The following is a 13,349-nucleotide window of genomic DNA, read 5'->3' as shown; positions in this document are numbered from 1 at the left end:
AGAAATCTTATGAACACACTAGAAGCCTTCGCCATGATGGACTACGGCCCTGCGCCCGAGGATGCCCGCGAAGCCCACGCCTGGCTGGACGCCCACGATCGCCGATTCGATCTGTTCATCGACGGCCAGTGGCAGCCCGCCACCGACGACACGCGTTTCGACAGCCACGATCCGGCCAGCGGCGAGACGCTGGCCTCGATCGCCAGCGCAAGCGCCGCCGACGTCGACCGCGCCGTGGCCGCCGCGCGCAAGGCGTTTCCGGCCTGGCGCGATACGCCCGGCCATATGCGGGCCCGTTATCTGTACGCGCTTGCCCGCCAGATCCAGAAACATGCCCGGCGTCTGGCCGTGCTGGAAACGCTGGACAACGGTAAGCCGATCCGCGAGACCCGCGATATCGATATCCCGCTGGTCGCACGCCACTTCTATCACCACGCCGGCTGGGCCCAGATCCTGGCCTCCGAATTCCCGGACCACGAGCCGCTCGGCGTCGCCGGCCAGGTCATCCCCTGGAACTTTCCGCTCCTGATGCTGGCCTGGAAGATCGCCCCGGCGATCGCCGCCGGCAATACGGTCGTGCTCAAGCCGGCCGAGTTCACCTCGCTCACCGCGCTCGCCTTTGCCGAGCTGTGCCGGAACGTGGGCCTGCCGGATGGCGTGGTGAACATCGTCACCGGGGCCGGCGAGACCGGGGCGGCCCTGGTCGCGCACCCGGATGTGGACAAGATCGCCTTCACCGGCTCCACCGAGGTCGGCCGCGAGATCCGCCGCCAGACCGCCGACAGCGCCAAGCGGCTGACCCTGGAACTGGGCGGCAAATCGCCCTTCATCGTGTTCGACGACGCCGATCTCGATTCCGCGGTGGAAGGCATCGTCGACGGCATCTGGTTCAATCAGGGCGAGGTGTGCTGTGCCGGCTCGCGCCTGTTGGTGCACGAGGCTGTCTCCGAACGGCTGCTGGCCAAGCTGCGACGACGCATGAACACGCTGCGCATCGGCAATCCGCTGGACAAGGCGATCGATATCGGCGCCATCGTGGCGCCGGTCCAGCTCGAACGCATCCGCGGTCTGGTCGATCAGGCGGTGGCCGAGGGCGCGACCTGCCACCAGGCCGAGTGCCCGCTGCCGGAGACCGGCCTGTTCTATCCGCCGACGCTGCTCACCGACGTCGGCCCGGCCTCAACCGCGGCCCAGACCGAGATCTTCGGCCCGGTCCTCACCGCCATGACTTTCCGCACCCCGGACGAAGCAGTGATGCTCGCCAACAACACGGCCTACGGCCTGGCCGCCAGCGTCTGGTCGGAGAACATCAACGTCGCGCTCGAACTGGCGCCGCGGATCCAGGCCGGCGTGGTCTGGATCAACACCACCAATCGGTTCGATGCCGCCTGTGGTTTCGGCGGCTATCGCGAGAGCGGCTATGGCCGCGAAGGCGGTCGCGAAGGACTCGCCGCCTATCTGCGCCCGGCCTGGGAGCAGCGCCTGCCGATGCTGCCGCTCGACACCGGCGACGAACTCGGCGCCGCCGCGCCGGCCGGCGATCCCTCGGCCGCGTTCGGCATCGATCGCACGGCCAAGCTGTACATCGGCGGCAAGCAGAAACGCCCGGACGGCGGCTACAGCCAGCCGATCGTGGCCGCCGACGGCCAGCATGTGGCGGATGTTTCGCTCGGCAATCGCAAGGATATTCGCGACGCGGTCGAAGCCGCGCGTGCTGCCGCCGGCTGGGCGCGCCAGGACGGACATGCCCGGGCCCAGATCCTCTACTACATGGCCGAGAATCTGGCCCAGCGACGCGATGAATTCGCGGCCCGCGAAGCACGCCTATCCGGCGCCAGCGCCCAACAGGCCGGCGCCGAGATCGACGAAGCCATCTCGCAGGCCTTCAGCGCGGCCGCCTGGGCCGACAAGTACGACGGCGCCGTGCACAACCCGCCCGGCCGGGTGCTCACCGCCGCCCTGCACGAGCCGATGGGCGTGATCGGCATCGTCTGCCCGGCCGAAGCACCGCTGCTGGCATTCGTGAGCCTGGCGCTGCATGCGATCGCCCTCGGCAATCGTGTGGTCGCGATCCCGTCCGCGCGTTGCCCGCTGCTCGCCACCGACTTCTACCAGGTGCTCGAGACCAGCGATTTGCCGGACGGCGTGCTCAATATCGTCACCGGGCGGCCGACGGAACTGGCGCCGGTACTGGCCGATCACATGGGGGTCGATGCACTCTGGTACTTTGGCCCGCCAGCCGGCGTAGCCGACATGAAAACCCGATCGACGAGCAATCTGAAGACGGTCTGGACCCACGAAGGTCGGGCGCTGGACTGGCTCGCCCTCGGCGCCGGCCATGCCCGCGAAATCCTGGGGCATGCCAGCCAGGTCAAGAACGTGTGGATACCCTACGGCGAATGAAAGCACGCCGCCGGCCGTTTCGGCCGGCGGCGCTCGGACTGAGACGCTATTCCGCCAGGGCGTGGAGGCCGATCCGCGAGGGGCGGTGCACTCCATAATGTCGGCTTACGGCCTGCGGCCCAAGCCGACCTACGCCGATGCTCTCGCTCATGCCCTTATCCGCCGCCCGGTGACGTCCTCGTTACATCAGGCATCCATTCACGGAACATCATCCGACGTGGCGGCCCCGCGAGTGCTGGTGGTTGCCGTCCTATGGCAAGAGGTCTGAAGCGCGCGCTAACGTGCCGCGGCGAGCCGGGCTTCGAACGCCTTGCGAATCCGCGCCACCCGGTCGCGATTGACGCCGAAATCGTAGTAGCCGATACGCGAAGACGATTTCACGTCGATGACCGCCGCGGCCGGCTGGATGATGAAAGTGACATCGTCCACGAAACCCAGCGTGGTGGTGAACGTGGCATGCACGAAGTGGCCCTTGGCGGAGACGATTCTCGCGTTGTCCTCGCCCCTGAGTACCGCCATCAGGGTTTGCTTCGCCTGCCGGGCCGAGCCGTGGTAGGCCAGCGGGCGCACGTAGTGCGCATCGCTGGGTTCGGCCTGCGAGGATACGCAATGCGGTGCGTGGGCACACGGCGTGAAATGGTTGGCGTCGATCCGGAACTGCTTCGGCGGGCTGGCACCGCAGCCAGCGAGGGCCGCAACCATTACAATAGCGGTCGCCATCGGCTTGTGGATCGACTTGTCGAAGACACGGGGCATGACCGCTCGCTGCTGGGTGCCGTCGTTCTTGACTCTACACCACGCCGGGCGCTACCAATCGCTGCCGCAGTCTGGGACTTCCGCCATGCAAATCGCCACCTGGAACGTGAACTCGCTCAACGTGCGTCTGCCGCACGTCACCGCCTGGCTGGAGAAGAATCCGGTCGACGTGCTGGCGCTACAGGAAACCAAGCTCACGGACGACAAGTTTCCCGCCGATGAGCTCACCGAGGCCGGTTATCACAGCGTGTTCGCGGGCCAGAAGACCTACAACGGCGTGGCCCTGCTATCCAAGAATCCGGCCCAGGATATCGTCACCGCGCTGCCGGACTTCGAGGACGATCACAAGCGAGTGATCGCGGGCACGGTCGACGATGTTCGTGTGATCGGGGTGTACTGCCCGAACGGCAAGGATCTGGACAACCCGAGCTACGACTACAAGCTGGCCTGGTTCGAGGCCCTGCGCGAATGGCTGGCGCGCGAGCTCGAAGCGCACGACAAGCTCGTCCTCACCGGCGATTTCAACGTCGCCCCGCGGCCCGAAGACACTTACGACGCCGAGAAATGGGAAGGCCGCATCCTGTGCTCGCCACCCGAGCGCGCTGCGTTGCAGGCCCTGCTCGATGCCGGGCTCACCGACTGCTGGAGGGCCTTCGAAGCCGACAAGGAAGGCCGGCATCGCTTCACCTGGTGGGATTATCGCAACGGCGGCTGGGCTCGTAATGCGGGCCTGCGCATCGACCATGTGCTGGCGTCGAACGCGCTGGCCCAGGTGTGCAGCGATTGCCGTGCCCACGTCGGCGAACGCGGCCGCAAACGGCCGTCGGATCACGTGCCGGTCGTCGGCACCTTCGATATCGCCTGAGCGCGCGGCGGCCCATCGGCCGACCCGGTCAACGTACCGGCCGGCGGGCTCAGTAGCGGCTGGATTCCGCGACCGCCGCGTTGATGCGCTCCAGCGTTTCGATCACCGTCACGGCGCTGGCGCCGTCCGAGCGCGGACGGGCTCGGGTGTTCACGCAATCCATGAAGTGGGCGAGTTCGAGCCGCAAGGGCTGGCCGTCGCCGCGATGGACGACTTCGCTGCCCTCGTCGTGATTCTGTAGATCGGCGTCGATCCATTTGCGGTGATGGGTGACGGTCTGGGCCACTTCGTCGTAGACGAGCATGCCGTGCGAGCCCCGCAGCATCGTGCGGCGCGTGGTTTCCGGCCACAGCCAGGACGTATAGATGTTGCCGCGGATGCCGCCGGCGAACTCCAGATGCACATGGACTTCGTCCTCGACCGGCAGGCCCAGCATGCGATGCCCGGTGCCGCGCACGCGTTCGGGCGCCTCGCCCGTCAGATAGAGCATGATCGCCATATCGTGCACGCCGATATCCCAGATCACGTTCTCGGCGCTGCGGGCCCGGCCGAGGTTGAGCCGCTCGTGCCGGATCGAGAACAGCTCGCCCAGTTCGCCGGCTTCGACGTAATCCTTGATCCAGGCGATCGCCGGTTGATACATCAACAGATGACCGACCATGAGAATACGGCCGGCCGCGTCGGCCGCGTCGGCCAGCTCGCGCGCATCGACCGCGCTGTGGGTCATCGGTTTTTCGACGAATACGTCTTTGCCCGCCCGGATCGCGGCCAGCGCGATTTCGTGGTGCGTGGGCGTGGGCGTGGCGATCGCCACGGCCTCGCAATCGGACGCCAGCGCCGCCCGCCAGTCGGCGTATACCGCGAGATCGGGGTTGGCCTCGGCATAGGCATTGAGCCGCTGATTGTTGCCCTCGACGATACCCGCCAAGGCACCGAGTTCCTCGAGGTTGCGGATGATGTTCTTGCCCCAGGCGCCGGCGCCGATCGCTACGATTTTCATATATGCCCTGACGAACCGCGAAGGCCCTAGTGTAACGAGCGCGTTAGACGGCGACAGAAACAGCCCGTCGGTTGGCCGGATCGCGGCGGCGACACGATACCGCAACATACCGGCGTTAGTGTCGGTTATTAATCCGGCACGCGAATCACGTGATGCCGGCTTGAATACGACGCATGCGATCGCGTGCTCGCCGCGGCCATCGGCCGCCAAGCCTTTGAAAAATCAAAGACCGAAAACACGATCTTCCATTTTGAAGGCGTCGAACACACGGCGGCGTGCCCACTGTTTTATGCCGGACCCATGATCGACCGCATCGACTGGGCGTCATCACCGGTCTACAAGGACGACATCCGGCGGGCAACGTGTATCGAGTGCTGTGGATGAATGTTTAGTAAACGAAGGGATTTCGCCCTTTCTTAGTTTCATTCGGGGCCGATCACGACGGCACGCCCCGCCAGCCGAGGATACGCAATTGACTGTGCCTTCAGCAGTGTCGGCGCCTGAGGAGCTGGCGTCTGAGCTTGCCACGCCACCGAGCCCCGACGATTTCATGGATCGTCTGGCACAGCACATCGACTACGCCTTCCAGCCGATCGTAAGCATCAACAGCGGACGCTGCTATGGCGTCGAGGCGCTCATGCGAGGTTGGAATCAAACCGGGCTCGCCAGCATCGATGCCGTCCTCGACTTCGCCCACACGCACGATCTGCTGATCGAAACCGATGCCCTGCTCAAACGCCTGGCCTTCGAGAAATTCAGCCGAGTACCTTTCAGTCGCCACCTGCGACTGTTCTTCAATATCGACAACCGGCTCTTCAACAGCGCGGCATACAACCCCAAACGCACGGTCTGGGCGCTCGAGCAATACAACCTCCATCCGTCGTCGGTCGTGCTGGAAGTATCGGAGCGCAATCATCTGAATCGCGATGCCGGGTCATACCGGGTGCTGGAAAAATATCGCGACAGCACCATTCGCATGGCGCTCGACGACTTCGGCACCGGCTTTTCGGGGTTGTCGCTGCTGTTCGACACCAACCCCGAATACGTAAAAATCGACCGTTATTTCATTTCCGACATCGGCGCTAATCATCGCAAGAAAGTGTTCGTTTCCCACGTCGTGAGCCTGGCCAAGACATTGGGCATCAGCGTCGTTGCGGAAGGTGTGGAAACCGCTGCGGAGTTCTATACCTGCCGCGAGATCGGCTGCGATCTGGTGCAGGGCTATCTGATTCAGCGCCCGACCCGTGACCTGGCCGACTTGCGACCCGACTATCCGGCGGTACTCGAATTACGCGCGGCCGATCGACGCAAGAAACAGGACCGCGTGAAATCGGTGCACGAACAGCTCGATTTGGCGCCCGCGCTGGATGTCGGCATGCGTATGGAAGATATCCTCGACGCATTCCGCCGCCACCCCGAGCGGTCGTTCTTTCCGTTTCTCGATGACAACCGTCATCCCCTGGGCATGATTCGCGAAACGGAGCTCAAGGAATATATCTACTCGCCCTACGGCCGCCAGCTGTTGTCACGCAAGGGGCGCGACGAGTATCTCGAGCTTTTTCTTCGGCGCTGCCCGATCGCCGATGTACACACCGGCATCGATCTCATTCTCGAGCAGTACGCGATGAGTCCGAGCCGGGACGGCGTGCTCATTACCGACGACGGTGCCTATCTGGGGGTGCTGAGCGCCGAGGCGCTCGTTCTGGCAGTCCAGGAACGCAACCTCGAACTGGCCCGCGACCAGAACCCGCTAACGAAATTGCCCGGCAATCCATCCATCGAACGTTTGATCAACGAACTGGAAAACACCGATCAAAGTGTCGCACTGCTGTATTTCGATCTGGATAACTTCAAGGTCTTCAACGATGCCTATGGCTTCCGTCTGGGCGATCGCGTGCTACGGATGTTCGCGGAAATCCTGCAGAAGCACTTCGCCGTACTGGGCGCTTTCATTGGTCATATCGGCGGCGACGACTTCTTCGTCGCGACGCGCGACGAAACCTACGATGAGGTCGCCCGCACCGCGGAACGGGTACTCGACGGATTTCGCTTTAGCGTGCAATCGCTGTATACCGATGCCGATCGTCAAGCCGGCTTTCTGGTCGGCCTAGATAGACGCGGCCGACCGACCGAATTTCCATTACTGTCGGCCAGCTGCGCGCTGCTCGCTGTCGCGCCGGGCAGGAGCGACCGAACCGAATACACCTTTTTATCCGTCATCACGCAGCTCAAGGAAGCGGCCAAGCACGGCGGCAACGCCGTAGTCGCCGCCAGCGTGTTATAGCTCTCGGCGCCCCAGGGCGTGTTGAGGTTTCGTGCGAGCGCCGCGTTGGCGTCCGCAAATCGTGACCGGCAAGGCGCGAGTCGCCGCGTCGTAGCGTGCCACGACCCAGACTTGCAACGCCGCCGGGCGGGATTTGCGGCCCAACCCGAAGGGACAAGCGCTGTTTTGCGGCAATACAGCGTTATAGCTCTCTCGCGTAGAAAGACTACGCCGCGTTCGCTACGCCTCGTCTTGCCGCAAAACAGCGCTTGGCGCGGACTCGGACGAAACCTCAACACGCCCTAGAGGTCTCGGCTGGGCGCCGCCATGCTTTTCGGGCTTCGTCCGGCAAACAGACCAATCCACCAATGGCGCAGATGAAACCGATACGGGCGTACGCGCGCGGCATAGCGGATTCACGTCATCCGATAGAGACGTTATTCCGCATTCGCCGGCGCGGCCGGCCATGTCGACTTACGGTCCGCCGCCCAAACCGGCCGATGGCTGCTACCCATCAACGCCGCAGCCGACGAAGAGAAAAGTCGTGCGGGGCCCTGAAACCGCAGAGCATCGCGAACCCGACCCACCGTTTCCGCCCTTTGCGTTCCCTGGCGCACTGAAAACATCAGCGCCAACGAATCAGCACACCACCGATTGACTGTGATTTACGTTGATCTGCGGATAAGCGTATCCCACGGCGACACGCTCTGGAACAAACGCGTCTGCACAGTTCAAACCGTATCGAGCATCACTCGCCCGTTACGATGCGATCGGCATCTCTCGAGCCTGTTCGGCATCGGCATAGCCGTCGCGGCAGAGTGCCATCCGTTGCTCATCGATCGCTTTGGCCATATCGGCACCGCAGGCGGGACAGGCGCTGTACGCCTCACGCTGCAACAGCCACCAGGCCGAGCGGTCGATCGCCTGCCCGCAGTCGGGGTTGGGACATACCACGGTAAACACGTCGGTTGATCTAATCATCACGGCCTCCGAAATACTGCGAGCAGCCCGGTGCGCAACACGCTGACGCACTCGCCCCTCGCAAGAGCGCCGATGTTGTTCATCCGTGATTCTACGGAGCCCGTCGCGCAATGTCGAAAGCTGAAGCCGGCCTATAGGCGCAGGCCGCCCGATCCGGTTCGAACGAATCGTCGTCATCACGGCTTGACGTCGCGTACGGGCCCACTGCCGACATGTCGGCGCGGTCGCTCTCGGGCTTGGGCTCCGGCTGGCCGGCGCCCTTGTTGTCCCCCGGCGTCGACTGTGCGAATGCTATCGTCGGCCAGCGCCATGATGTCATGCGCCGCGTCGCACATCGCGCGGCCAGTTGACGCACTTTGGTCGCCGCGGTCGCAAAACCCCGACCGTGCTTCCCGGCGCGTGGCCTCGACCGAAGCATTCAATACCCGCAGATTGGTCTGATACGAGATGTCGTCGATCGGCTTGACGATCGCGTTAATGCCCGGCTCGATTGATTGATGGCATCCATCGACGATACCGCATGGGTCGCATCACCCGGGGGCAAACCTGAATTACAGGCGCGGACGCTCGGCTCGAAACCCGGTTCACGTTCATCACTTGCGACGCTTATCGCAATACCAACGTATTTTTTTATTGAAGCCGGCCCAGACGGCTTTGAAAATATTGAGTTTTCGTCACTTTTGACCAACGCCCAAATTCGGCTCCGTGCTTCACTCCGACAGCACGATCGAGGCTCGATAGGAGGGCCCGCGTGCCCGCATGGCTTCGACCACGTCGCGCATGGTGGCGACTAGCAGCTCGGTTTCCGCGCTGGGCCCGTCACGTTCGCTGTAGACATAGCCGAACGACAGCCAACGCTCGGGAGCGAGCGGCCGCATCACCGCACCACGCATGTCGATGGCCGGCGCACAGAGCCGGTCGAAGATAGCAATGCCCGCCCCGTCGCGCGCCATCTGGCAGGCAATCAGCGATGAGCTGGTCTGTACGATGTGCTCGGAATCCACGCCGCCGGCCTTGAGAAACAGGTCGACATGATCGCGCCAGATCTGGCCCGGATTGAGCCCCAACAGTGGTTCGCCGGCCAGGTCGTGGGCGGTGATTTCCTCTTTGGCTGCCAACGGATGATCGGCGTGCATCATGGCCTCGGCGCGTACGCGCACCAATTCCACCGATCGGATATCGAGCAGCGAGGTAGACACCGGCAACGAAATCACGCCCAGGTCGTAAACGCCAACGCCCAGACGTTTTTCCAGCTCGGTGCGCGAATACAGATCGATCTGCATCGCGATCTCGGGATGTTCGGTGCGCATGCGGGTGAGTGCCGGCGCGACCAGCCCCTGAGCGATGCGCGCCGCCGACATCACGCGGAACCGGCGGCGGGCCTTGTCCCGGATGGTGTCGGCGATGGCCGGAATCTCGTCCAGCCCGGAGACGATGTGCTCGGCCTCGCGAAAGAACTGCTGGCCGTCTTCGGTGAGCATCAGGCGCCGGCCGGAGCGCTCGAACAGCGTCAGCCGCAACTCGTGCTCGAGCTGGGCGATCAGACGGCTGGCCGCCGGCTGGCTGGTATTCATGGCCTCGGCCGCCGCCCCCAGCGAACCCCGGATGACGGTCTGCCGGAACAGTCGCAGCGCCTTGATATTCATCACGCGAGCCTAGCCGTGGATCGCGACTCATGCAAAAAGCGCATGAGTTGATCGCATCTTTAGATTTGTCCCCGCCCGCCCCCTGGTGAACTCTAGTCGGCACAAAAAAGGGGACGTCCGCCGACACCCGAACAGAATTAATCCATGGCGGATACGGAGGAGAAATGGCCCGACTACTGGTATTTGTTTTATTTCTGCTGGCGGCAAGCGCGGCATTCGCGGGCGCGGCACATGAACTGCCCGCCGGCGCCGGACAGTATGTCTATCACGACACGGCGACCGACAAGAACGTCACCGTCTTCTATTACAAACCGCGCAATTACAAGCCGGACATGCCGGTAGTGTTCGTGCTGCACGGCCTGCGCCGCAATGCGGCCGAGTATCGCGACAGCTGGATTGGTCCGGCCGAGCAGAACGGGCTGATGGTCCTGGTACCGCTGTTCAAGCGCGATCCATATCGCGGTTCGAACGGCTACAACCTGGGCAACGTCTTTCATGCAACCACCCATCGCGAGGCGATTGGCCGGGCCAAGCCGGACACGCTCAACCCGAAGTCGCTCTGGGCCTTCACGCTGGTCGGCCGCGTGTTCGATGATTTTCGTCATAACCGCCAGACCACCGAACGTACGAGCTACGATCTCTACGGCCACGGCGCCGGCGCCCAGTTCGCGCATCGATTCGCGATGTTCATGCCGAACGCCCGCGTGGACCACATCATCGTGGGCGCGGCCGGCTGGTACACCGTGCCCGATCGCCAGGTGAACTGGCCCTACGGCATCGCCGACGTCCCGCAGATCACCGATGCCGATCTCAAGACCTATCTCGGCCGACACGTACTCATCCTGATCGGCGGCGCGGACAACCGGCGGCGTAACACGATCATGCGCCAGAACCGCTATGCCAACGCTCAGGGCGATACACGCGTTGCGCGCTCGCTTTATGAATTCCAGTACGCCAAACGTCTGGCGAAACGGCTGGATACGCCATTCAACTGGCAACGCTGGGTCATCCCGGGCGTGACCCATACCCCGGCGCAGATGACGCCTTTCGCGGCGTCCTATTTCGCCGCGGTGGCCGACTAGACAACCCCGACCGGGCCATTCGATGCCCGGCACGACATAACACGACTCGGAGGAGACTCATGGGTGATTATCATCACGGCGCACGCATGCGTGCGCTCGTAGGGATCATCGTGGCCGCCGCGGTGCCGGTCACCGCGATGGCGGCCGACAACCCGCCCAGCCGCGCCTCGTTGGCGGACCTGGTCCGCCAGCAGGCGGCGCAACTGGCCAAGCAATCGCAACAGATCCAGGCGCTGCAACAACGGCTGAGCAAGGTGGAAGCCGAGGAACAGGCGCAGCACAGCAAGCCGGCGCTGGCGAAGCGGGCTGCGACCCGACCGTCCGCATCGCAGCTCGCGGCCAACACATCGGGCACGTCCAGCGGCCCCGCTGCCACCGCCCAAACCGATCGCAATACCCAGGCGATCAGCGAGCTCCAGGACAAGACTGCGCTGCTACAGGCCTCGGCCTCACAGCATTCGTCGGTGGACCTGTCCGATGGCGGCCCGAAGTTCGTCAGCGCCGACGGCAAGCGCAGTTTTCAGATCGGCGGGCGGCTGCAGTTCGATGCCTCGACCACGTCGGGATCGCGCTACAGCGACAAGAGCGACGGCCGCGATATCAGCGGCACGGAAGCACGGCGCCTGCGTCTGGATTTCAAGGGCAAAATCGCCGATCACCTCCACTATCGCCTGCAATACGACCTGGCCGGTAACGACGCCAGCGTGCGCGCGGCCTACATCGAGCCGGACTTCGAGCTCGCCGGGCACGAGGTCAAACTTTACTTCGGCAACAAGTACGACGACCGAACCCTGAGCGGCGCGACCTCGTCTAACAACACCTGGTTCATGGACCGCAACTTCGTCAACAACGCCGTCGAACCGGACCGCGGACCGTACGGCCTGGGTGTAAAGGGCAAGATCTACGGCCACAACTGGCACTACTCGCTGGCGGTGACCAGCGGTGCGATCGGCCGCAGCAACGATACCTCGGACAACGTCACCTATATGTCACGCGTGCACTGGAACCCCTGGCGGCGCGGACCGAACATGGTGCATCTGGGCGCCTGGGGCTTCTACGAGGACTTCGATCGCAGCGACAGCGCGGTCTACAAACGCATCCGCACGGCGGGCCACTTCAACGACAATGTCCGCATCCGCAGTCGTCTGTTGCGTGACCCGTCGAGCAGCCAGGCCTATGGCTTCGAACTGGCGACCTCGCTGGGCGCGTTTGCGGCCGCCGCCGAGTACGGGCATCGACACGTCGACCAGCGCGATTCCGCCGGCGGGGAGAACATGGCCTACGACGCCTACAGCGTCGAGGCGGGCTATTTCCTGACCGGCGAACACCACGGCTATTCGCACAAGAACGGCGTGTGGAAATTCCCGCATGTGAAGAACCCGGTCACCGGCGGCGGCTACGGCGCCTTCGAGATCGCCACCCGCTATCAGGCACTGAGCTTTAACGATCAGCCCAACTATCCGGGCGGCAATGGCCATAGCACGACCATCGGGGTGAACTGGTACCCGGCGGACTGGGGCCGGATCATGCTCAACGACATTCTCTGGTACACCAACAATCGCAGCGGCGACTACAAGGGGCCCGATCACGGCAACACCGTGGAAGCCCGCCTGCAGGTGATGTTCTAACCCGAGATTCGCTCAAGACCGGGCCGCGCGGCCCGGTCGCCCCGGGTTTTCGTTTTCCCCCGTCCGAGGTCATCGATGTACGGCTCTCGAATCCGCCATCACCGATACGCGGCCCTGCTGGCCATTATGCTCGTAGTCCTGGCCGCTCTGCTCTCCGGCTGCAGCGGCCAGCGTACGCACGACCATGTGCTGGATGTGGCGTTCCAGTCCGAGATCAGCAATCTCGACCATACCTATACGACCAAGCGCGCCTACATCATCCTGTCGCAGCTGACCGACGACTATCTGTTTCTGGTCGATCCGAAAACGCTCGACTACAAGCCGTTGCTGGCGAAGTCCTACCACTTCGAGAACGACACGACGCTGGACGTGAAACTGCGCCACGACGTGCACTTCCACGACGGCTCGAAGATGACCGCGCGTGACGTGGTCTATACCTATCGCTTCGTGATGGACCCGGCCAACGGCGCCCGCGCCCAGCAGCATATCGGCCAATGGCTGAAATCGGTGGAACAGACCGGGCCGTACTCGGTGCGTTTCCACCTGAAATACGCCTACCCGCTGGCGCTGCGTGACATGGCGATCACGGTGCCGATCCGCAAGGCCGGCAGCTATACCGTCGACGGCAAACTCGACAAGAGCGCGCTCGCCACCCACGAGAACGGCCTAGGTGTGACCTCTCAGTAGATTGTTCATCCGAGCCGCAAGCCTTGAAGCTGATGGGT

11 protein-coding genes are annotated in these 13,349 nt (G+C 63.7%); 7 read left to right on the top strand and 4 right to left on the bottom strand.

The features are described 5' to 3' along the window. Positions 1-9 precede the first annotated feature (9 nt). The gene (locus C41B8_RS15235) at positions 10-2,403 is read left to right on the top strand and encodes an aldehyde dehydrogenase family protein (protein WP_037340121.1); all 2,394 of its coding nucleotides are present in this window, start codon (positions 10-12) and stop codon (positions 2,401-2,403) included. Positions 2,404-2,679: 276 nt separating this feature from the next. Here C41B8_RS15235 and C41B8_RS15230 read toward each other — a convergent pair whose 3' ends face one another. Further along, the gene (locus C41B8_RS15230; protein ID WP_051883634.1) at positions 2,680-3,159 is read right to left on the bottom strand and encodes a DUF1499 domain-containing protein; all 480 of its coding nucleotides are present in this window, start codon (positions 3,157-3,159) and stop codon (positions 2,680-2,682) included. 85 nt (positions 3,160-3,244) lie between these two features. On the opposite strand from C41B8_RS15230, the gene C41B8_RS15225 reads away from it, so the two are divergent. After that, positions 3,245-4,024: an exodeoxyribonuclease III gene (locus C41B8_RS15225; protein WP_037340118.1), complete on the top strand. Its 780-nt coding sequence runs from the start codon at positions 3,245-3,247 to the stop codon at positions 4,022-4,024. Between the two features lie 49 nt (positions 4,025-4,073). On the opposite strand, the gene C41B8_RS15220 is transcribed toward C41B8_RS15225, so the two are convergent. Beyond that, positions 4,074-5,024 (bottom strand): Gfo/Idh/MocA family protein, encoded by a 951-nt coding sequence (locus C41B8_RS15220; protein WP_037340116.1) that lies wholly within the window; start codon positions 5,022-5,024, stop codon positions 4,074-4,076. Positions 5,025-5,207: 183 nt separating this feature from the next. Between C41B8_RS15220 and C41B8_RS15215 the strand changes: the two genes are divergently transcribed. Both C41B8_RS15215 and C41B8_RS15210 read left to right on the top strand, forming a co-directional pair. Further along, positions 5,208-5,408, top strand: a complete 201-nt coding sequence (locus C41B8_RS15215) for a hypothetical protein (RefSeq protein WP_037340113.1) — start codon at positions 5,208-5,210, stop codon at positions 5,406-5,408. 166 nt (positions 5,409-5,574) lie between these two features. Further along, on the top strand, positions 5,575-7,308 hold the full coding sequence (locus C41B8_RS15210) for a bifunctional diguanylate cyclase/phosphodiesterase (protein ID WP_156962561.1): 1,734 nt from the start codon (positions 5,575-5,577) through the stop codon (positions 7,306-7,308). A 738-nt stretch (positions 7,309-8,046) separates the two neighbouring features. Here the strand turns inward: C41B8_RS15210 and C41B8_RS15205 are convergent. Continuing rightward, the gene (locus tag C41B8_RS15205) at positions 8,047-8,268 is read right to left on the bottom strand and encodes a hypothetical protein (protein ID WP_156962560.1); all 222 of its coding nucleotides are present in this window, start codon (positions 8,266-8,268) and stop codon (positions 8,047-8,049) included. A 710-nt stretch (positions 8,269-8,978) separates the two neighbouring features. After that, entirely contained in the window at positions 8,979-9,914 is a 936-nt protein-coding gene (locus C41B8_RS15200; RefSeq protein WP_037340108.1) for a LysR family transcriptional regulator, read from the bottom strand. Between the two features lie 164 nt (positions 9,915-10,078). On the opposite strand from C41B8_RS15200, the gene C41B8_RS15195 reads away from it, so the two are divergent. From C41B8_RS15195 to C41B8_RS15185, 3 genes are all read left to right on the top strand, one after another. Beyond that, positions 10,079-10,996, top strand: coding sequence for an alpha/beta hydrolase family protein (locus C41B8_RS15195; protein ID WP_037340106.1), 918 nt, complete (start codon positions 10,079-10,081; stop codon positions 10,994-10,996). A 59-nt stretch (positions 10,997-11,055) separates the two neighbouring features. Further along, positions 11,056-12,624: an OprO/OprP family phosphate-selective porin gene (locus tag C41B8_RS15190; RefSeq protein WP_037340103.1), complete on the top strand. Its 1,569-nt coding sequence runs from the start codon at positions 11,056-11,058 to the stop codon at positions 12,622-12,624. A 75-nt stretch (positions 12,625-12,699) separates the two neighbouring features. Next, complete coding sequence (locus tag C41B8_RS15185) at positions 12,700-13,311, top strand: ABC transporter substrate-binding protein (RefSeq protein WP_051883632.1); 612 nt, start codon at positions 12,700-12,702, stop codon at positions 13,309-13,311. Positions 13,312-13,349 lie beyond the last annotated feature (38 nt).

Source organism: Salinisphaera hydrothermalis C41B8, from assembly GCF_000732535.1.
GTDB classification, from domain to species: Bacteria; Pseudomonadota; Gammaproteobacteria; order Nevskiales; family Salinisphaeraceae; genus Salinisphaera; species Salinisphaera hydrothermalis.
The sequence above is the reverse complement of the archived record's forward strand: the minus strand, read 5'-3'. Positions and strand labels throughout refer to the sequence as shown.

What these genes read in the sequence shown, in the direction of transcription:
- C41B8_RS15230 (WP_051883634.1), bottom strand. Translation starts at nt 3,159, where the DNA reads ATGCCCCGTGTCTTCGACAAGTCGATCCACAAGCCGATGGCGACCGCT.
- C41B8_RS15185 (WP_051883632.1), top strand. Translation starts at nt 12,700, where the DNA reads ATGTACGGCTCTCGAATCCGCCATCACCGATACGCGGCCCTGCTGGCC.
- C41B8_RS15200 (WP_037340108.1), bottom strand. Translation starts at nt 9,914, where the DNA reads ATGAATATCAAGGCGCTGCGACTGTTCCGGCAGACCGTCATCCGGGGT.
- C41B8_RS15235 (WP_037340121.1), top strand. Translation starts at nt 10, where the DNA reads ATGAACACACTAGAAGCCTTCGCCATGATGGACTACGGCCCTGCGCCC.
- C41B8_RS15190 (WP_037340103.1), top strand. Translation starts at nt 11,056, where the DNA reads ATGGGTGATTATCATCACGGCGCACGCATGCGTGCGCTCGTAGGGATC.
- C41B8_RS15195 (WP_037340106.1), top strand. Translation starts at nt 10,079, where the DNA reads ATGGCCCGACTACTGGTATTTGTTTTATTTCTGCTGGCGGCAAGCGCG.
- C41B8_RS15205 (WP_156962560.1), bottom strand. Translation starts at nt 8,268, where the DNA reads ATGATTAGATCAACCGACGTGTTTACCGTGGTATGTCCCAACCCCGAC.
- C41B8_RS15210 (WP_156962561.1), top strand. Translation starts at nt 5,575, where the DNA reads ATGGATCGTCTGGCACAGCACATCGACTACGCCTTCCAGCCGATCGTA.
- C41B8_RS15225 (WP_037340118.1), top strand. Translation starts at nt 3,245, where the DNA reads ATGCAAATCGCCACCTGGAACGTGAACTCGCTCAACGTGCGTCTGCCG.
- C41B8_RS15220 (WP_037340116.1), bottom strand. Translation starts at nt 5,024, where the DNA reads ATGAAAATCGTAGCGATCGGCGCCGGCGCCTGGGGCAAGAACATCATC.